The organism is Nocardia sp. NBC_00403 (genome assembly GCF_036046055.1).
In the GTDB taxonomy this organism is placed as follows: domain Bacteria; phylum Actinomycetota; class Actinomycetes; order Mycobacteriales; family Mycobacteriaceae; genus Nocardia.
Window position 1 is genome coordinate 4,504,672 of the sequence record NZ_CP107939.1, and the last position, 19,951, is coordinate 4,524,622.

15 protein-coding genes are annotated in these 19,951 nt (G+C 66.7%); 7 read left to right on the forward strand and 8 right to left on the reverse strand.

Annotated features, from left to right (window positions below):
• The first annotated feature begins 153 nt into the window (after window positions 1–153).
• The 3 genes from hutU to OHQ90_RS19980 all read left to right on the forward strand — a co-directional run bounded on the left by hutU (window position 154) and on the right by OHQ90_RS19980 (window position 4,466).
• On the forward strand, window positions 154–1,806 hold the full coding sequence (gene hutU, locus OHQ90_RS19970; RefSeq protein ID WP_328412961.1) for a urocanate hydratase: 1,653 nt from the start codon (window positions 154–156) through the stop codon (window positions 1,804–1,806).
• A 67-nt stretch (window positions 1,807–1,873) separates the two neighbouring features.
• Window positions 1,874–3,073: an allantoate amidohydrolase gene (locus OHQ90_RS19975; protein WP_328399622.1), complete on the forward strand. Its 1,200-nt coding sequence runs from the start codon at window positions 1,874–1,876 to the stop codon at window positions 3,071–3,073.
• Between the two features lie 88 nt (window positions 3,074–3,161).
• Window positions 3,162–4,466, forward strand: a complete 1,305-nt coding sequence (locus OHQ90_RS19980) for a formimidoylglutamate deiminase (protein WP_328399624.1) — start codon at window positions 3,162–3,164, stop codon at window positions 4,464–4,466.
• Window positions 4,467–5,200: 734 nt separating this feature from the next.
• On the opposite strand, the gene OHQ90_RS19985 is transcribed toward OHQ90_RS19980, so the two are convergent.
• Both OHQ90_RS19985 and OHQ90_RS19990 read right to left on the reverse strand, forming a co-directional pair.
• Window positions 5,201–6,103: a dienelactone hydrolase family protein gene (locus OHQ90_RS19985; RefSeq protein ID WP_328399626.1), complete on the reverse strand. Its 903-nt coding sequence runs from the start codon at window positions 6,101–6,103 to the stop codon at window positions 5,201–5,203.
• A gap of 42 nt (window positions 6,104–6,145) precedes the next feature.
• Window positions 6,146–6,604 (reverse strand): MarR family winged helix-turn-helix transcriptional regulator, encoded by a 459-nt coding sequence (locus tag OHQ90_RS19990; RefSeq protein ID WP_328399628.1) that lies wholly within the window; start codon window positions 6,602–6,604, stop codon window positions 6,146–6,148.
• 84 nt (window positions 6,605–6,688) lie between these two features.
• Here OHQ90_RS19990 and OHQ90_RS19995 point away from each other — a divergent pair, with 84 nt between their 5' ends.
• Window positions 6,689–8,506, forward strand: a complete 1,818-nt coding sequence (locus OHQ90_RS19995) for an ABC transporter ATP-binding protein (protein WP_328399630.1) — start codon at window positions 6,689–6,691, stop codon at window positions 8,504–8,506.
• A 112-nt stretch (window positions 8,507–8,618) separates the two neighbouring features.
• On the opposite strand, the gene OHQ90_RS20000 is transcribed toward OHQ90_RS19995, so the two are convergent.
• Complete coding sequence (locus tag OHQ90_RS20000; protein WP_328399632.1) at window positions 8,619–9,626, reverse strand: PQQ-dependent sugar dehydrogenase; 1,008 nt, start codon at window positions 9,624–9,626, stop codon at window positions 8,619–8,621.
• A gap of 486 nt (window positions 9,627–10,112) precedes the next feature.
• On the opposite strand from OHQ90_RS20000, the gene OHQ90_RS20005 reads away from it, so the two are divergent.
• Window positions 10,113–10,340 (forward strand): hypothetical protein, encoded by a 228-nt coding sequence (locus tag OHQ90_RS20005; protein ID WP_328399634.1) that lies wholly within the window; start codon window positions 10,113–10,115, stop codon window positions 10,338–10,340.
• A 34-nt stretch (window positions 10,341–10,374) separates the two neighbouring features.
• Here OHQ90_RS20005 and OHQ90_RS20010 read toward each other — a convergent pair whose 3' ends face one another.
• Both OHQ90_RS20010 and OHQ90_RS20015 read right to left on the reverse strand, forming a co-directional pair.
• A complete protein-coding gene (locus OHQ90_RS20010) occupies window positions 10,375–12,171 on the reverse strand; it encodes a serine/threonine-protein kinase (protein WP_328399636.1) in 1,797 nt (598 codons plus the stop codon).
• 88 nt (window positions 12,172–12,259) lie between these two features.
• Window positions 12,260–13,144 carry a bile acid:sodium symporter family protein gene (locus tag OHQ90_RS20015; protein WP_328399638.1) on the reverse strand — a complete coding sequence of 295 codons (885 nt, stop codon included), beginning with the start codon at window positions 13,142–13,144 and terminating at the stop codon, window positions 12,260–12,262.
• A 218-nt stretch (window positions 13,145–13,362) separates the two neighbouring features.
• Here OHQ90_RS20015 and OHQ90_RS20020 point away from each other — a divergent pair, with 218 nt between their 5' ends.
• Window positions 13,363–15,417: a CocE/NonD family hydrolase gene (locus OHQ90_RS20020; protein WP_328399640.1), complete on the forward strand. Its 2,055-nt coding sequence runs from the start codon at window positions 13,363–13,365 to the stop codon at window positions 15,415–15,417.
• A 966-nt stretch (window positions 15,418–16,383) separates the two neighbouring features.
• Window positions 16,384–16,905 carry a gluconokinase gene (locus OHQ90_RS20025; RefSeq protein WP_328399642.1) on the forward strand — a complete coding sequence of 174 codons (522 nt, stop codon included), beginning with the start codon at window positions 16,384–16,386 and terminating at the stop codon, window positions 16,903–16,905.
• On the opposite strand, the gene OHQ90_RS20030 is transcribed toward OHQ90_RS20025, so the two are convergent.
• The 3 genes from OHQ90_RS20030 to OHQ90_RS20040 all read right to left on the reverse strand — a co-directional run bounded on the left by OHQ90_RS20030 (window position 16,902) and on the right by OHQ90_RS20040 (window position 19,914).
• Window positions 16,902–17,696, reverse strand: a complete 795-nt coding sequence (locus OHQ90_RS20030) for a M50 family metallopeptidase (protein ID WP_328399644.1) — start codon at window positions 17,694–17,696, stop codon at window positions 16,902–16,904. The two genes, OHQ90_RS20025 and OHQ90_RS20030, sit on opposite strands and share 4 nt — an antisense overlap.
• Window positions 17,697–17,740: 44 nt before the next feature.
• Window positions 17,741–18,802, reverse strand: coding sequence for a Gfo/Idh/MocA family oxidoreductase (locus tag OHQ90_RS20035; protein ID WP_328399646.1), 1,062 nt, complete (start codon window positions 18,800–18,802; stop codon window positions 17,741–17,743).
• A gap of 170 nt (window positions 18,803–18,972) precedes the next feature.
• Entirely contained in the window at window positions 18,973–19,914 is a 942-nt protein-coding gene (locus OHQ90_RS20040; RefSeq protein WP_328399648.1) for a tellurite resistance/C4-dicarboxylate transporter family protein, read from the reverse strand.
• Window positions 19,915–19,951: the final 37 nt, after the last annotated feature.

Genomic DNA, 19,951 nt, shown 5'->3' on the forward strand with positions numbered 1-19,951 from the left:
CCTCCGCACCAAGAGCTCGACCAGCTCGCGCCACCCGTCCACCCGCTCGCTGTGCTCGATCGGTTTTCGCGAGGCCAGCGGCACACCTTCGAAGGGCCTTCTCGACGTTTGCCGCAGCAATGCGCCACTCGACCATGGAAGGAATGGGTCGTGATGGGACGGGTAGTGCGGGCGGCTCGGGGGACAGAGTTGAGCGCGCGGAATTGGCAGGCCGAGGCGGCGTTGCGGATGCTGCACAACAACTTGGATCCGGAGGTGGCCGAGCGGCCGCAGGATCTGGTTGTGTACGGCGGAACCGGAAAGGCGGCTCGGGACTGGGCCAGTTTCGATGCGATCAGCCGATGCCTGACGACGCTGGACGCCGACGAGACGCTGCTGGTGCAGTCGGGGAAGCCGGTGGGGGTGTTCCGGACCAACGAGTGGGCGCCGCGGGTGCTGATCGCCAACTCGAATCTGGTGGGCGAGTGGGCGAATTGGCCGGAGTTCCGCAGGCTGGAGGCGCTGGGTCTGACCATGTACGGGCAGATGACCGCAGGTTCGTGGATCTACATCGGCACGCAGGGCATCCTGCAGGGCACCTACGAAACCTTCGCCGCCGTGGCGGACAAGCGATTCGGCGGCAGCCTCGCCGGCACCCTCACCGTGACGGCCGGGCTCGGCGGCATGGGCGGCGCGCAGCCGCTGGCGATCACCATGAACGGTGGTGTGGCACTGGTGGTCGAATGTGATCCGGCCCGCGCGCAGCGGCGGGTGCACGACCGCTACCTCGACGAGATCGCCGACGATTTCGACGATGCGGTGGCCAGAGTCTCGGCGGCGCGCAAACAGCGAAAGGCGTTGTCGGTCGGACTGATCGGCAATGCCGCCGAGGTGTTGCCGAAGCTGCTGGAGGCCGGTCTCGAGGTCGACATCGTCACCGATCAGACCTCCGCTCACGACCCGCTTGCCTATCTGCCACGTGGCGTCGGCCTCGACGACTGGTCGGACTACGCGGCGAAGAAGCCGGACGAATTCACCGATCGGGCCCGGGAATCCATGGCCGATCACGTCGACGCCATGCTCGGGTTCCTCGATCGTGGCGCGGAAGTCTTCGACTACGGCAACTCGCTGCGCGGCGAGGCGAAGCTCGGCGGGTGTGATCGGGCCTTCGACTTTCCCGGGTTCGTGCCCGCCTACATCCGTCCCCTGTTCTGTGAGGGCAAGGGCCCGTTCCGGTGGGCCGCGCTGTCGGGGGACCCGGAGGACATCGCCGCGACCGACCGCGCGATCCTGGATCTGTTCCCCGACAACGAATCACTGCGCCGGTGGATCACGCTGGCCGGGGAACGAATTGCCTTCCAAGGACTTCCGGCACGTATCTGCTGGCTCGGCTACGGCGAGCGACACCTGGCCGGGCTGCGCTTCAACGAGATGGTGGCCAGCGGCGAATTGCGCGCGCCCATCGTGATCGGGCGTGACCACTTGGACTCCGGCAGCGTCGCATCCCCCTACCGCGAGACCGAGTCGATGGCCGACGGATCCGACGCCATCGCCGACTGGCCACTGCTCAACGCCCTTGTCAACACCGCCTCCGGTGCGAGCTGGGTATCCATCCACCACGGCGGCGGCGTCGGGATGGGCCGTTCCATTCACGCCGGACAGGTCTGCGTGGCCGACGGGACCCCGCTGGCCGCGCAGAAGATCGAGCGCGTATTGACCAACGACCCGGGCATGGGGGTCATCCGGCATGTGGACGCCGGATACGAGCGTGCCGGTGCGGTTGCCGCCGAACGCGGGGTACGGATTCCGATGCAGGAGGGTAAGTGATTGCAGAACAGGTGATCTCGTGTGCCCGAAGCAGCGATGTGCCGCGTCGGTTGGTAGGGGTACGGGCATGAGCGCCGATCGACTGTTGCGCGAGATCGCCGATGTCGGCCGTGATGCCGGCCGCGGCGGCTATTCGCGGCATGTGTTCGACGATGCGGAATTGACACTGCGCCAGTGGTTCATCGAGCAGGCAGGTATGCGCGGGCTCGCGGTGCGCACCGATCGTAACGGCAATATCTGGGCGTGGTGGGGACGGCCGCAGCGGGGTGCTGTTGTCACGGGCAGCCACCTCGATTCGGTTCCGGGAGGTGGTGGGTTCGACGGTCCGCTCGGCGTCGCGAGTGCCATCGCCGCGGTAGATATTCTGCGCGCCAAGGGTTTCACGCCGACCAAGCCCTTCGCGCTGCTGGTGTTCGCGGAGGAGGAGGGCGGCCGATTCGGCGTGCCGTGCCTCGGATCCCGGCTGCTGACCGGAGCGCTCGATGCCGACCGTGCCAGAGGGTTGCGTGACATCGAGGGAATCACCCTCGCCGAAGCCGCCGCCAAGGCCGGGCACGACCCGGAGCGTTTCGGCGCCGATCCCGAATCACTTGCCATGATCGGCTGTTTCATCGAGCTTCACGTGGAGCAGGGCCGCGGTCTCATCGATATGGACAGCCCGGTCGCCACCGGCAGCACCATCATCGCGCACGGCCGCTACCGATTCTCCTTCGCCGGACAGGGCAATCACGCGGGCGCGACCCTGATCGCGGACCGCCACGACCCTATGCTGCCCGCCGCCGCGGTGATCGGCGCCGCCCGCCGTGCCGCCGCCGCAGTCCGCGACGCCAGAGCGACCGTGGGGCGACTTGTTCCGGTTCCCGGCGGCACCAATGTGATCGCCTCCACCGTCGATCTGTGGCTCGACGCCCGAGTGCCGGGTGCAGGCCGCACCGCCGCCCTCGTCGACGATATCGCCGAAGTCGCGCGCATCGCGGCCGCCGAGGAGGGTTGTACGGTGACCGTCACCGAGGAGTCCTATTCGGACGATGTGGTTTTCGACGAACCGCTGCGCCGCAGGATGGACGAGGTCCTCGGCGGCGTCCCCGCGTTGCCCACCGGAGCGGGGCATGATGCGGGGATCCTCGCGGCGCACGTCCCCGCCGGAATGCTCTATGTGCGCAACCCGACCGGCATCAGCCATGCCCCAGAAGAATACGCGGAACCGATCGACGTGGATTTCGGTGCGGTGAGCCTCGCGCACGTGCTGGAGGAATTGACCGGATGATCACGTGCGGGGCCGAATATTGCTATTGGGCGGGCGATTTCGCCGCAATGGAGTCTCCGGTGCCCGTGTCGCGACAGGAGCGGATCGGATGAGCGTGTATTGGGCCGAGTACGCGTGGTTGCCGCACGGTCTTGCGGAGTCGGTGTCCATCGAGGTCGACGGTGCGCTGATCCGCTCGGTGGCAGTCGGCTCCGAGCGGTCGGGGAAATTACTGGCGGGGTTGACAATTCCTGGATTCGCCAACGCGCATTCGCACGCCTTCCACCGAGTGTTGCGCGGACGCACCCACCATGATCGCGGCACCTTCTGGACGTGGCGGGAACGGATGTATGCCGTTGCCGCGCGGCTGGATCCCGATTCGTATTACCGGCTGGCGCGCGGGGTGTACGCCGAGATGGTGCTCGCGGGGTACACCAGTGTCGGCGAGTTCCACTACCTGCATCACGGGCCGAACGGCGCGCGCTACGACGATCCGAACGCGATGAGCGCGGCCTTGGCCGCCGCCGCCGCGGACGCCGGTATCCGACTCACCCTGCTCGACACCTGTTATCTGTCCGGCGGATTCGGCTGGAAGCTCGACGAACATCAGCGGCGGTTCAGCGACGGCGATGTCGGCACGTGGGCCGAACGCGCCGCCGGCTTCGCCCCGAAGACGGATCTCGTGCGTACCGGGGTGGCCGCGCACTCGGTGCGGGCGGTGCCGCCGGCGGCGCTGCGGGTGGTTGCGCAACAGGCAGCGGGCCGCCCGGTGCACGTCCACCTCTCCGAACAGCCCGCGGAGAATCGCGATTGCCTTGCCGCACACGGCCGCACCCCGAGCGCGCTGCTCGCGGAGACCGGGATGCTCGGACCTCGGACGACCGCCGTGCACGCGACACATGTGACGGACGCGGATATCCGGCTGCTCGCCGGAATGCGTGCGGGCGTGTGCTTCTGCCCGACCACCGAACGCGATCTCGGCGACGGCATCGGTCCTGGGCGGGCGCTTGCCGATGCCGGAGTGCGGCTGTGCCTCGGCAGCGACAGTCACGCGGTGGTGGACGCCTTCGAGGAATGGCGGGCGCTCGAGCTGAACGAACGCTTGGCCAGCCGATCGCGCGGGCGTTTCGAACCGGCGCAGTTGTACAGCGCGGCAACAGATCACGGCTCGATCGGCTGGCCGGAGGTCGGGCGGATCGAAGCGGGCGCGGCAGCAGACCTGGTGACCGTCGACCTCGACTCGGTCCGCACCGCGGGCGCCGACCCTGCGGCCGCGCTGTACGCAGCCACCGCCAGCGATGTGCGCGAGGTTCTGGTGGCGGGCAAGGCCGTTGTCTCCGAGTATCGGCATATGCGGTTGGAGTCTCCGGAAACGGTACTGCGAGACGAGATAGCGGCCTTGTTGCGGGCGTGATCAGCGGTGGTGTCACTACTGGTCTTCGACATGCCGAGGGGTGAACGCGCCGGCCGGAGGTGTCGGTCTAGGATACGAATCGAGCTGCGGCTCTATGTATCCCGGTGGCGGTGTCTGTACCCGTAACTGTAATGGCACCGGCGTTCTCGATGGTCACGATGTCCACAGGGGCGGGAGCCCAGAGGGGAAATGAACCGAACGATGCGATATCTCAGCGGGTCACGGCTGCGTACCAGCGCAGCGGCAATCATGGTGGTAATGGCGCCGATTCTCGTGGCGGCTACCGGGTGTTCGGGTGATTCGGACGGTGAAGTAGCCACCGTGTCGACATCCACCAGCACGGTGGCGCCGACGACCAGTTCGTCCGCGTCGGCGACAGTGACAACGAGTCGGGAAAACCCGGGTTCTGCCGGACCGGCGGTGCATCCCGCCCCTGCGCAACAACCGAACACCGGCGAGGGGCCGCCGCCTGCGGACACGTATGTGAAGTGCACCGATCAGATCAATTACGCGGGTGATCCGCGTTCGAACGCCGAGATCAATGTGCTCGGTGAGCAGACGGGGCAGTGCCCTGCGCCGCAGGTGCTGACCACGGAGTCGCCGGCTCCGCAGACGACGACAGAGTCGCCGGCTCCGCAGACGACGTCGACAGAGTCGCCGGCCCCCCAAACGACGACGACGGAGTCACCTGCTCCGCAGACGTCTACCACCCAGGCGCCGACCACTTAGCCGTCTCATCCGAGCCACGCTGCGTACCAATCCACCACCCGCCGCCACGCCTCGTTCGCCGCAGTCGGGTTGTACCTCGGGCCGGTGTCGTTGAAGAACGCGTGATCGGCATCCGGTGCCACGAACACCTCGAAAGGCAGGTCAGCGCGGTGTAGCGCCGCTTCTGCGCCGGGCCGTGACGCGTCGATGCGGGCGTCGAGCGCGGCGTAGACGGCCAGCACCGCAGCCTTCGACCCGGAGAGGTCCCCGTCGTCCGGGAAGGGTCCGTAGAACGGAGTGGCCGCGGCCAGCTTGGGGGTGCCGGACGTCAGTAGCAACCACACCAGGCCGCCGCCGAAGCAGAAGCCGGTGGCGCCGATTTTCTTACCCGGCGCTCGCCGTTCGAGTTCGTCGATCCCGGCACGCAGGTCGGCGACCAACTGGTCCTGCGGGATCTTGCTGAGTGCGGCGGTGGCGGCGGCCGGGTCGGTGAAGGTGGCGGTGCCGCCCGCCTCGGAGAGCAGGTCGACGGCGAGCGCGGAATATCCCGCGCCTGCGAATCGTCCTGCCACCGAACGTATGTGGTCGGTGAGGCCCTTGTTCTCATGGATGACGAGTACCGTGCCGCGTGGCCGTGCCGCCGCCGCCCAGGCGCCCTGTAACTCGCGACCGTCGGGGCCGGAAAATGTCACAGTTGTGGCGGGTACCGCGGTGCTCATCCCCGGCGGCGTCGGTGCGGCCGAACCGCTCGTCGATGGCACCTGATCGGCAGGCCGGCCATCGTTCGAACACCCGGCAAGCAACGTGGCCGCGGTGGTCGTGCCCACGCCGAGCAGTCCGAGCCTGCGCAGCGCCTCGCGGCGGGTCAGCAACCCGTCGGCATGGTCGGCAGCGATTTCTTCGACGATATAGCGCTGCAGCGGCGTCATGGACAAAGCCTAGGACCGAAGTCCGCATGCCCGGGGGTCTTTTTACGATCGTTCGGTAGCACCGGCCTGCTGGCAGTGATCGCCCGCGTCAAGGGCGGCCAGCAGGTGGCGGAGGGTTTCGTGTTCGTTGGGGGAGAGCGCGGAGAACAGTTCTTCGGCGGCCGCGCGGCGGGCCGCGGACATCCGGGACAGGGCGGCTCGGCCGGCGTCGGTGAGGGTGACCAGGGTGGACCGTCGGTTGGACGGGTCGGGGGCGCGGGCGACAAGGCCGGCGGACTCGAGGGCGTCGACGACCGTGGTGGCCGAGCGAGGGACGATATCGAGCCGTTCGGCGAGCCCGGCCATCCGTAGCGGCTCGCTGTGGCGGGCGATGATGCGCAGCGCCCGGGCTTGGGCTGGGGTCAGACCGAGCGGTGCGAGGCGGGCCGACTGGTTGCGGCGGATCCGCTTGGCGGCACGCAGGAAGAGCTCGGGCAGGTCACTCTCGGGAGCGGTATCCACGAAGCTGAGCATAGCTCATTGTTCAATGGAATAATTGTGAGCCATGCTCAGTTCTATGGGTAGTTTCCGCGAAAGGAGGCGCGTATGCAGCCCCCACCCTCTCAACTCGGTCGGATCGTCCGACTGTTCCGGCCCTATCGGACCCGTTTAGCGTTGGTCGCCGCGCTGGTCGGCCTGTCGTCCATCGTCTCGCTCGCCTCGCCGTTCATGCTGCGTGGAGTTCTCGATGAGGCGCTGCCCAACGGCCGCACCGGCCTGCTGACCCTGCTGGCCGCAGGCATGGTCGCGGTGGCGGCGGCGACCAGCGTTTTCGGCGTGCTCCAGACCTATATCTCCACCGCCGTCGGACAGCATGTTATGCACGATCTGCGGTCCGCGGTGTATGCCCGGCTGCAGCGTATGCCGCTGTCCTTCTTCACCGCGACCCGTACCGGCGAGGTGCAATCCAGGATCGCCAACGACATCGGCGGCATGCAGTCGACGGTCACCTCGACCGCAACCTCGCTGGTCTCCAACTTCACGACTGTCGTCGCCGCGATCATCGCCATGATCGCGCTCGACTGGCGGCTGACCGCGGTGTCGCTGATCATGCTGCCGTTCTTCGTCTGGGTGAGTCGCCGTGTCGGCAACGAGCGCAGGAAGATCACCGCGCAGCGACAGCAGAAGCTCGCGGGCATGTCGGCGATCGTGGAGGAATCGCTCTCGGTGAGCGGCATTCTGCTCGGACGCACCATGGGACGTTCGCCCGCGCTGATCGACAACTTCGCGAAGGAGTCACGCGGACTCGTCGACCTGGAGATCCGCTCGGGTATGGCCGGTCGCTGGCGACAGTCGACGATCCAGATCGTCATGTCGGCGATGCCCGCCGTCGTGTACTGGGCTGCCGGACTGACCGTCGCGACCGGGCATCCGCTGGTGTCGATCGGCACGCTGGTCGCCTTCACCACCCTGCAGAGCAGCTTGCTGCGGCCGATGGTGCAGCTGCTGTACACCGGTGTCGAGGTGCAGAGCTCGCTGGCATTGTTCGGTCGTATCTTCGAGTATCTGGATCTGAAGCCCGACATCGAAGAGCCGCAACGGCCGCTGCCGCTACCCGAGGCCGAGGGCGAGGTTCGATTCGAGGACGTCGGCTTCTCTTACGGATCCGGCACCCGGGATGTGTTGAGCGACATCGACATCACGGTGCCTGCCGGCACCAGCCTGGCCGTGGTCGGCGAGACGGGTTCCGGCAAGACGACCCTCGGATATCTCGTCGCACGGTTGTACGATGCCACCGCGGGCCGGGTCATGATCGACGGAACAGATGTGCGCGACCTGTCTTTCGCCGATCTAGCCGGCGCCGTGGGCGTGGTGTCCCAGGAGACCTATCTGTTCCACGCCTCGGTCGCCGACAACCTGCGCTTCGCCAAACCCGATGCGACGGACGAGGAATTGCACGCCGCCGCACGGGCCGCGCAGATCCACGATCACATCGCGAGCCTGCCCGACGGATACGACACGATGGTCGGCGAGCGCGGCTACCGGTTCTCCGGCGGCGAGAAGCAGCGTCTCGCGGTCGCCAGGGTCATCCTGCGCAATCCGCCGATCCTGGTGCTGGACGAGGCGACCAGCGCACTGGACACGCGAACCGAACGCGAAGTCCAGACCGCGATCGATGCCCTGTCGGAAGGCCGCACCACCATCACCATCGCCCACCGCCTGTCCACCATTCGGGACGCGGACCAGATCGTGGTCCTCGACCGCGGCCGGATCGCCGAACGCGGAACACATCGGCAGCTGGTGGAAACGAACGGCCGCTACGCCGAACTCCTCACCCGCGACACGACGTTCGACGCCGAACGGGAGCTGTCCGAGGTGGAACTCGAATTGCTCGGCACACCAGTAGTTTTCGACAAGGCGTGAGAAAAGGAGAAGGATCCCTCGCGCAATGCTGTCGAGGTCGAGGTCGGGAACGATGATGACTTTCCCGTGACGGTCCCGGACTCGGCGAGTTCCACAGCGTGGGCGGCCTCGCTCAGCGTGCGGGGAAGCGGATGATCCGGTCGTCACCGGCGCGAATATCACCACGTCCGTCGGTATTGGACGTGGTGAGCCACAGCGCGCCGTCCGGTGCGATATCGACCGTGCGCAAGCGGCCGTAGTCTTCGAGCTGTGCCGCCGGCTCGCTCGCCACGCCGTCGTGAAGGATTGCGGTCCACAGTCTTTCACCGCGCAGCGCTGCGACGTAGAGGGTGTCGGCGGCAATGGCGATGCCCGACGGCGACGCCTCCGATGGGACCCAGACGAGCTGTGGGTCGGTGAATCCACGGTCGGCGCCGCCCATGCCCTCGACCAGCGGCCAGCCGTAATTGCGGCCCGGCTCGATCCGATTGATCTCGTCGAAGGCACGCTGCCCGAACTCGGCGGCGAATAGTCTGCCCGCGCGATCCCAGGCCAGGCCCTGCACATTGCGATGGCCGAGGCTGTACACCGGCGAGCCGGGGATCGGATTCCCCGGCGCGGGGTCGCCATCGGGCGTGAGCCGCAGAATCTTGCCATTGGGGCTCGCGGGATCCTGCGCCCGCGCGCCCTGTCCAGCGTCACCGGTGCCGACGTACAACATGTCGTCCGGGCCGAACGCGATCCGGCCACCATCGTGGTCAGCGGCCTTCGCGATCCCCTCGAAGATCACCTCGGGCGTCCCGTCGAGCCGGAACCGGATGATCCGGTTGTCGGCATCGGCGGTGAAATACGCGTACACGTAACCGTTTTCGGCATACTGCGGCGACACCGCCAAGCCGAGCAGGCCGCCTTCGCCACGCGCGGCGACACCAGGGACCTCGTACACCTGCTCGGGAGCCCGGCCCGGGGACACCCGCAGGATCTGTCCGCTGTTGCGCTGCGCGACCAGGGCGTCGCCGCCGGGCAGAAAAGCCAGCCCCCAGGGGACTTCGATGTCGCGAGCGACTTCTTCCCCCGTGGTCAGGTCGGGAACACCGGCCGGGTTGCCGGCGGTCACCGCGGTCGCGGTGCTGGCAGACACATTCGGCTCGGAACCGTTACCACAGGCCGATATCACACTCGCGACCAGAACAGCAATGGCCGCGACGCCCCGCCGCGCGTGTGGCAGTCGGGCGGGCTCTGAGGTGCGCAGGCCAGTGCTTCGAATTGGCATGAACCAGCGTTACACAGCCGAGCCCTTGCTGACACGGACTAACTTGACCCATCGGAAGTTGTGGGCGAACGGTGTCGCAGTTGCTCGTGCTCGGGGACAGCTGAAGGCCTGGTTATTTTGCGGCGGAACACGGCTGGACGGGGCAGGGAACCTCGTGCGGTATGTGGCGAAGGACCTTCTGCCATCGGGGAGCTGACCTGCGAACATCCTGTGCCACATGCGATCTCGACGACAGTTCGGTAATTCATGCCACGATGCGATGCCAGACCGTGCTACGGTCGTCGACATCGATGGCGGAGCCTATTGGCTTTCGATCGACCGGGCCATACGGGTCCACAGGGGAAGGGGACGTCAATGAAGAGAATCGCAGTAGCCGCCTGTTTTATCCTAGGAGTGGCGGCGCAATCTGCTGGTTTCGGTGTGACAATGGCGTCGGCAGAGACGTTGGCCGAGTACTGTGCGGCACCGGGCGATATTGATATTCCCGAATACGTGAACTACTGCTGCTCCCAGTATGTCAATAACCAGCTTCCAGCAACTCCGGAAATTCAGGAAAAATGGGGCAATCGCTGTCGTCGGTGAGCGCTCGTTCACTGTTTGCCTAGGTAGTGGATAGTCAGCGTCGGGACAGGGTTCCGATCATTTCCCCCAGGACGCCACGGGTTCGATACGACAGCGTGCCGTCCGGTCGAAGTTCTAGTTGTGATGTCGACCCTTCATCATTGCAGCCGCCGCTGTTTTCGGTCAGCCGGGCTGTCAGGGTGATCCGACTAGCGGACGACTCGGTCAGTGTCTCCGCTCGTCCACACCTGAGGCCAATGAGTTTGCCAGTGTTGGAAGAGTCGCCGACACGCTCGCCGATCGATCCTGCATTGAGCGTCAGTGATATCTCGTAGGAGCCCAACCCATCTTTGGCTACTCCGGCCCAATGACCGACGAGCTCTGTCGGCATGTCGCTGACGCTGGTAGTGGTGCTGGAAGTTGTGGATGTCTCTCGTTCAGGCGACATCGGCCGCGAGGTGCTGACCGCCACCGATGGACCGGCAGTTGGGGATGTTCCTGGAGATTCGCGCTTCAGTTGGCCGCCGATGATGAACCCGCCGACGGCAACTGCCGCAGCCGCCACGAGAAGACCGGCGATCAGCCCGACGCGACGGCCGCCGGACTTGCGGGTCGGCTGCGTATTTTCGGAACGAGTCGAACTCTGCGCGCCATGGATCGGTATGGGCTGCCTGGGCCGGTCCATCCCGCCTGTGTAGGACGGGGTGCCTTGCTGCCAGGCTTGATCCGGCGTCCGCGTGCCGTAGGATCGCGCTCCCTGCTCCGGTGTGCTATCCGTCGGCTGCGGCCAGCTCCCGTAGGGCGGAGTGCCTTGCTGACCGAATGGGGGTGTGCCGCGCTGACCGGCTCCGTAGGACGTTGCCGCGTGCGGATCGGACCGTGCCGTAGACGGGTAGTTCAGCGCCTGCCGGGAGATCGTCGGAGCAGAGCGTGACGGATCGGGGACCTGTCCGCGCAGCTCCTCCGGTACCCGAACCGGGCCGGAATCCAGGTCGAGCAACTGCACCGCGCGCCTGCTGACTTCCTCGAGCACCGGTGCGGGCAGCCAGCCCGCGCGTTGGGGCACGCCGAGATCGAGCAGCGCGGCATGCAGCTGCTGTGGCGTCGGGCGTGCGGCCTCGTCCTTGGCCAGGCAGGCCGCGACCAACGGGCGTAGCCGCGGTGGCACGCCGTCGAGCTGTGGCTCCTCGTACACCACGCGAAACAGCATCTGGACCGTCTCGCCGACACCGAACGGCCCGTGCCCGGTCGCCGCGAACACCAGCACACCGCCGAGTGCGAAGACATCGCCCGCGGGACCGACCGGCTTGCCGAGCACCTGTTCCGGGCACATGAAGCTCGGTGAGCCGATGACGCTTCCGGTGGTGGTGAGCGCACTGTCCTCGACCGCACGGGCGATGCCGAAGTCGATCACCTTGGGGCCGTCGATGGCGAGCAGCACATTGGACGGCTTGAGATCGCGGTGCACCACCCCGGCCTCGTGCACCGCGATCAACGCCTCGGTCAAGCCGTGCGCGAGCACCAGCAGCGGGTTCTCGGTGAACGTGCCGAATTGCTCGACCGCCTCGGTCAGCGAGAATCCGGCCACGTAGCCCGTTGCCAGCCACGGCGGATCGGCGTCGACATCCGCGTCGAGCACCGCGGCGGTGAACTGCCCGCCGACGCGCCGTGCCGCGGTGACCTCGCGGCGGAAGCGCTCACGGAACTGCGTATCGCCGATGAGATCCGGCCGGATGACCTTCACCGCGACGGTGCGGCCACCCGAACTGCGCCCGAGGTACACCCGGCCCATCCCGCCCGAGCCGAGCAGGCCGAGCAGCCGGTAGTCGCCGATCCGCGTCGGATCGTCCATGTCAAGCGGTCGCATCGCGACGTCGGTTTCCCTTCGGATCGAATTCGAACTCCCGAAAGGCTACCCACCTGCCGACCGGGGTGTCCGCTCACATGGACGCGAGCTCTGCCGGACGGGTGTTGCGAACACGTCGGGCCAGCAGATACGCCGCGATCACGGCGGGGATGTTCATCAGTACTCCGTAGACGGCGGGCGGAACCGCCATCGCGCTGTTGTGCAGGACCGTCGACGCGACGGCGATGGCGAGCGCACCGTTGTGGATGCCGATTTCCATGGCCGAGGCGATCGACTGGTCGGCGTCGATCGCGAAGAACCGAGGCACCGTGTAGCCGATGACGAAGCTCAGCGTCGACAGCACGAGGCTGATGGCGGCGAGCTTGCCGATGTTCTCGGTCAGCGTGTCGAATTCGCGTCCTACCGCCGCGACGACGACCAGCAGCAACACCACGGCCGACACGATCTTGACGTTCTTGCGCATCCGGTCGGCCCATGCGGTGAAGCGGCGATGCACCCACATGCCGATCGCGGCCGGGACCAGCACGATCGCGAATACCTGGAGGAACTTGTCCGGCCGCAGCCCGATGGACGCGTCTTCGGTCATGAACAGTGTGAACGCCAGCGTGACGACCAGCGGCAGGGTGAACACCGCGAGGACCGAGTTGATCGCCGTGAGCGTGATGTTCAAGGCCACATTGCCGCCCGCGATATGACTGAACAGATTGGCCGACGGGCCGCCGGGCGCGGCAACGAGCAGCATCATGCCGGCGGCCAGCGCGCCTTCGAGCCGGAACAGGTAGATCAGGCCCAGGCAGATCGCGGGGAGCAGCACCATTTGACACACCAGCGCGACGACGGCGGCCTTGGGATAGCGCAGGACGCGGGCGAAGTCGTCGACGGTCAGGGTCAGCCCGAGGCCGAACATCACCAGCGCCAGGGCAAGTGGCAAGAACACCGCGAAAATCGTTGAACCCATTCGGATCTCCTCGTTGCCGGACTAGATCGGATGTCGACGTTATCGACTCCGGCAGCGGGAAGCGAGTTGGCAACGGACGCGGCAATAGGGATGAATCGGGCGAAATGCGACGAATCGACCAGGCCGCGCCTGCCCGATTATTCGCCGTCCGGTTGCTAGGGTCGACTCGCACTCTGGGTTGATTTTGTCGACGGACCGCATATCGCTCGAGGAGGGTCATGTTGTCGGGGCGTGCAGTGACACGGTTCGTCCACACGTTTCGAATAGCGATCGCGGTCGCCGCGGGCGCGACGATGGTCGTCGGTGCCGCCGGGACCGCGGCGGCGCAGGAAGCGACCGGCAGCACCCATACCGAGGAGTGGACCGCACTGCACGACGGTCCGCAGCAATATCCGGAGATCCACATCGACTGGGATGTCCCGATCCAGATGAGCGACGGAGCGGTGCTCAAAGCCAATGTGTACCGGCCGGTGGACTCCTCCGGCTCGATCGTCGAGCAGCCGTTGCCGACGATCGTGAACCTCACCCCGTACACCAAGCTCCTGACCACCCTGGTCGATTCCGCCCTGTCCATCCCCGGCCTGCAGCCGCTGACCATGGAGCTCGCCAGGCGCATCAATCTGTCCGGCACACCGATCAGCGGATTCGGCGACCTGCTGCATGCACTCGACGGCGGCACGGTGCGGACCGTCCTCGGCGTCGACCAACACCTGATCCGCAGCGGATACACCCTCGTGGTCGCCGACGTGCGCGGTACCGGCTTCTCGCAGGGCAGCTGGGAAACGCTGGGCGAACGTGAGCAACTCGACACCCGAGAGGTGATCCACTGGGCGACGACCCAGCCGTGGTCGAACGGTGACGCCGCGATGAGTGGCGGTTCCTATGCGGGCATCAACCAGTTGCGAGCGGCCGAAAACGCCCCGCTCGAGCTGAAAGCCATTTTCCCGGTCGAGCCGGGCAGCGACCTCATGCGCGATGTTGTCGCGCCGGGCGGCGGTGTCGGCACCACCTTCCTGCCGATGTGGCTGAGCAATGTGAACCAGACGAAGCTGCTGCCCGACATCCGGTCGATGCTCAACGGCACTTTCGACTGGGAGTGGTTACACGAACGCATCGCCGATCCGAACACGAACGTGGATCTGCTGGTCCAGGCGCTGCTCACGCCATCGCTCGACGACGTCCCACCCGCTCTGGAAGCCGCGCTGGACGCCGACAGTGCCTTCCGCCAAGGCATCCTGGGGCACCCCGAGCGCATCACGGTGCCCACCTTTGTTTACGGCGGCTGGCACGACATCTTCGCCAACAGCGCGACCAAGCTCTACAACACCATCCCGTTGCCCGCGGGCAAGAAACAGCTCGTGGTCGGCGACACCTATCACGCGAATCCGGGGGCGGGCACCGGCTACGGTGTCGCCCCGCCGCGACTGGATGTGATGCAGCGGGTGTGGTTCGACAAGTGGCTCAAGGGAATCGACCACGGGATCAGCGATTTCGGCCCGATCAACATCTGGCAGCAGGGCGGCGGGTGGATCACCCTGGCGCAGTTCCCGCAGCACGACGTCAATCACCGCCGCGTCTACCTCTCCGCCGCAGCGAGCGGCAGCACCGACGAAAGCCTGCACGACGGATCGCTGACGAGCGTGAAGCCGAAAGACCAGGCCACGCTGACGGTGGCGCCGGGACTGACCACGGCCTGTTCGCGCGACACCGCCCAGGGCTCGGCAGGCATGAGCGCGATACTCGACGTCTGCGCCAAGGACTCCCGCATCGCCGAAACAAACGGCCTCACCTTCACCAGCGCCCCGGTCACCGAGCCGACGGTGATCTCCGGTCCGATCAATGTGCACCTCAACACGATTCACGACGCGACCGACGGCTATTGGAGCGTCACCATCAACGACGTCACGACCGAGGGCGCCTCCATCGTCCTGAGCACCGGCCAGCTCACCGCCTCGATGCGCACCGTCGACGAGGCGAAGAGCGCACGCTCGGCCAACGGTGACTACACCGCTCCGTACAACCCGATCACCCTCGACAGCGTGCACCCGGTGGTGGCAGGCAAGGCGACGCCACTGGATATCGCCGTCATCCCCACGCAGGCCGTACTGCAGCCCGGTCACCGTCTGCGCGTCGACGTCTTCGCCGGAAACTCGCCCAAGGCACTGGCTTTCCGGCCCCTGCTCAACAACACCGAACTCAAGCCACAGCACCTGCGACTCGACCCGGCCGCGCCGAGCTTCGTGAATCTGCCGTCCAGCCGGCCCGTCGGCTGAATCCTTTTTTGCAGCGATATCACTGCGCAGCAATCAGTTCGAGGTAGCCGAGACCGTCCGGATCGAAGATCTGGAGCCGGCTGTGGGTGGAAGTGGCGGACTCGACAGGGCGACTACCGACTGCTTGGCCGGATCCGACGCGCCCGGGCATGATGGCCGGGCGGCGCGTGCGGTCGAGTCGGCAGAGCAATTGCGAATCGGTGCGTCACCGAGGACGCTGTTCGCGCGACGGCTCGTCGAGCTGTGTCACATTGCGAACAGCGACCCCGGACGTTCCGGTCCGGAATATCCGCTCCGAGTGGTCTACCTGCCTTTATGGGCTCAGCGTGCGATGTCGCGCTAGCAACGGCGGTGTCCGGTTTCCTACTGTTCGGTCATGGGTTCGCACCGCCGAATCCACTCGGCACCGGATCCGAGATCACGAGCGGGAACGAGCATTTCGTCGGCTGGGCCATGTGGAGGGGAGTCCAGCCGGCGTAATTCTCGTGTGCACCGTAGGGCAGGCCGGTGGTGATCGGATTATCGTGATGGCACTATGCGGCCCGCAATCGGGATTCGGTGTCGCCGTGGCCTGAGCCGGGCCGCTGTCCGATCGTGACCCCGGCACTGATGATCGCACCAGATCATGGTCGTCGAATCCGCGACCTGCGCACCCTCCGGCGGATGCCCGGCGATCCGGGTCTTGTGCTGCACCGGGGTGGTCGCTGTTGCCATCCACGGGAAGTTCGGGCAGGCCGCTGGGAATTGATCGGTGAGCCGCGGCGCGACCAGCCGCCATGCCGACCTTGTCCGATCGTCGCGTCACCGATGACTCCCACTGGGCACCGACCGATCGGGCGCTGATCCCACTGCACTGGGCCGGCCCGAGCCGCTGGAGGCCCAGTTCGGCGTGCATACCCGGTTAGTGTGTGACTCCGACAGCCGAGACCGAGAACGGACCGGGCCGATGGCAGCTGAGGAGGCGGTATGACCGAGGAGGTCACGGTGCCGGTCGTTGTGGTGATGGGTGTTTCCGGGTGCGGGAAGTCGACGGTCGGCAGGTTGCTCGCCGAGGCGTTGCATGTCGAATACGCCGAAGGGGACGACTTTCATCCGGTCGAGAACATAGCGAAGATGGCGGCGGGGGTGCCGCTGACGGACGCGGATAGGGCGCCGTGGCTCGATATCGTCGCCGGGTGGTTGGGGCAGCTGCAGGGACACGGCGGGGTGGTCAGCTGTTCGGCGCTGAAGCGCAGTTATCGGGACCGATTGCGGGTGGTCGCACCCGAGACGTTCTTCGTGCATCTCGCCGCGTCGCGCGACGAACTCGCGCAGCGGATGGCGGCGCGGCGTGGTCATTTCATGCCGTCGAGTCTGCTCGATTCACAGTTGGCGGCGTTGGAACAGTTATCCGCCGACGAGTGGGGCATCACAGTGGATGCGACCCGCGCACCGGCGGAGTTGGTGCGGGAGGTCATGGCGGCGTGGGAAACCCGGCCGAACACCTAGCCGGTCGGCGCGGGGCAGGTGCCGTCGGACAGGTTGGGAATGCAGATCCCGGTCGCATCGGCGAGCAACAGTCCGCCGCCGACGACCAGCGCCGCGACCGCGATCGCACCGAACACCAGCACCCACAGCAGGCCGGGCAGGTGGGTGAGCCGGGCCAGCTGATCGGCGTCGGAGTCGGTGCCGCCCGGATTGTTCCAGCGCCGCCGTCGGCCGCGCTGCAACTCGATCACCGGTCTGGTCCCCGCAAGCAGCAGGAACCACGCGCCGAGATACGCGAAACCCGCTTGGAGTGTGTCGGTTCCGAACCAGGACACGGCAAAAACGATGGCGCCCAAGCCGAACACCGTCAGCAGGCCATAGATATTGCGGACCTTGATCAGTACCGCGACGAGCAGGGCGATGGCGGTCCACAGCATCAGCGTGATCCGTTCGGCCCCCAGTAGCGCTGCGAAACCGAGGCCGAGCAGCGGCGGCGCCGGATATCCCGCCATGGCGGTGAGAATCATGCCGAGGCCGTAGGGCTTTCCACTCGACACCGTCAAACCCGAAGTGTCCGAATGCAGTGTGATGCTGTTGAGCCTGCGGCCGGTCAATAGTGCGAACAACGCGTGGCCGCCCTCGTGCGCGATGGTGACGACGTTGCGGGTCAGCCGCCAGACCGGTCCATATCCGACCAGAAAAAGCGCTGCTACCCCGGTCCCGACAACCAACCACCATGGCGGCGCCACCTGCGTTGTGGTCAGCCGATCCACGATCGACGTGCCGCGTTCGACGAATTCCGCTCTGCTCACCGCCGCACTGTATCCGTCGAAACCTGGTCGCGCCCGTCGCAGTTTCAGTCGAACGCGGTCACCGTCTCGCCGTGCTCGGCCGATCGCCGCGCCGCCTCCAGGATGCGCAGCGTGGCGACCGCGTCACGTGGGTCGACCGGGACAGGCGCTCCATCGAGCAGTGCGGCGGCCATCGCGGAGTAGAAGGCGGGGTAATCGCCCGCGACGGTCGGGTAGGGCACGGTGTCGGGGTCCGCGCCGAGCTGTCCGTATCGCTCGGGTTCGACTGCGCCCCACCGTCGGTCGCCGGCATCGGGGCGACGGCCCGCGCGCAGCGCTTCCTCCTGCGGATCCAAGCCATAGGTGACATAACCCGCCGCCGAACCGAGCACCCGGAACCGCGGACCGAGCTGCGGGGCCACCGCGCTCATCCACAGCTGGGACCGAACACCCGACTCGTGGGTGAGGGCGAGGAATGCATCGTCGTCGGTCTTGATCCCGGCCCGCCGGCGATCCAGCTCGCAGTACACCGTGCGCACCGGTCCGAACAGCGTCAATGCCTGGTCGACGAGGTGGCTGCCGAGATCGAACAGCAGCCCCGCGCCCTCGTCGGCGCTACCGACCTCACGCCAGCCGCCCTTGGGTACCGGCCGCCATCGCTCGAACCGGGACTCGAAACGCCGTACGTCGCCGAGCCGGCCGTTGGTGTCGAGTTCGCGCACGGTCAGGAAGTCGCCGTCCCAGCGACGGTTCTGGAACACCGACAATGCCAGGCCGGCTCGTTCCGCGGCCGCCACGAGGCCCTCGGCCTCGGCAACGGTCACCGCGAAAGGCTTGTCGACGACCACCGGCAGGCCCGCGTCCAGTGCGCGTCGTGCCAGCGGCGCATGGGTCCGATTGGGCGTCGCGACGACGACAAGGTCGAGTCCGGTGGTGTCGCGAAACAGTTCGTCGGCGTCGGCGACGACTCGCACACCGGGATGCTCCCGCCGCGTCTGCGCTGCGCGTTCGGCGGACCCGGTGACCACCACCGCTACCCGCATGCGCGGCTCGGCGGCGATGAGTGGTGCGTGGAACACCGATCCCGCCAGCCCGTACCCGATGATCGCGACCTCGAGACTGCTCACCCCTCAGACGCTACCGCCCGGCCCGGTCGTGGCCGTGTAACAGCACGCGCCCGGCCACCCGGGCAGCGCAAAGCAGCAGCCCCGTCGTTCCGCAATACGACACGTCGCCGATCGCGAGGATGACGACACCGGCAAGTGCCCGCCCATCCATTGGTTGCCGCGGTCGAGGGTCAGCGGACGGGGTCGACATCAAATGTTGTTCGGTCCGTAAGCAACACGGCGAAGGTGAACAGCCACGCGCCGACCGCTACCACCAGCAGCAACTTGCCGAGGGTCTGCAGGCCGGACATATCGATGGCGGTGCCGGTGGAATAGCCGGCGACCGCTGTCATTCCGAGTGGGAATACCGTCGCCCAGCGACGGATGTCGTATCCGGGGCGTGGACGGATGACCTCGGTGACCATGAGAACTGTGTAGAAGAGCAGGTTGAGGCCGAGCACGATCAGTGCGGTCGCTCGCAGTGCGCTATGTGCGGCGCCGGTCCAGTGATGGGAGGCAACGAGTTTCGATGCGGCCAGCGCCGAGATCGCCAATGCTCCGGTGGCCACCCACTGATCACCGGGGCCGGTCGAGACCTGCTGCAGATCGAACCGGAGGAACGCCGCGATGTAGAGCACAAGACCGAGACAGAACAGTACGAGCGCCACCATCGCCAGCCGATCGACCTCGCCCACCAGTGCCAGCGTGCTCGTCAGGACCGCCAATCCCTGGGTTGCCACGGAGACCAGGAACGCAGCACCCGGCATGCGCCGCTTCCAATGCCGCAGCACCACCACCATCAGCACCGGCCAGACCGCCGCCGCAAGCACCAGCATGACCGCCGCAGTGGCGTGCCAGCCGAGCATTGAAACACGGGCGCCGAGCACGGTGGTGGCTGCGACGGCGGTCAACGCGAGCGGGGTATCGGCCTCGGCTTCCCAACTGGCTCGGTGCCATAGCAGTCGGGTCGCGAAGTCGATCGCGAGCAGGACCCAGACCGCCGCCGCGAGGGCGAGCACGATCCAGGAGGCGACTTCGAAACCGGTAAGAGACAGCCCGACCGACACGATTCCGGTGGCCATGACAAACGAGCCCGCCGCAGGCGGTAGGTCCTGCCACCATCGTTGCGCCACCCGGCTATCACAGCTCGAGACGGCACCCCGGTCAAGC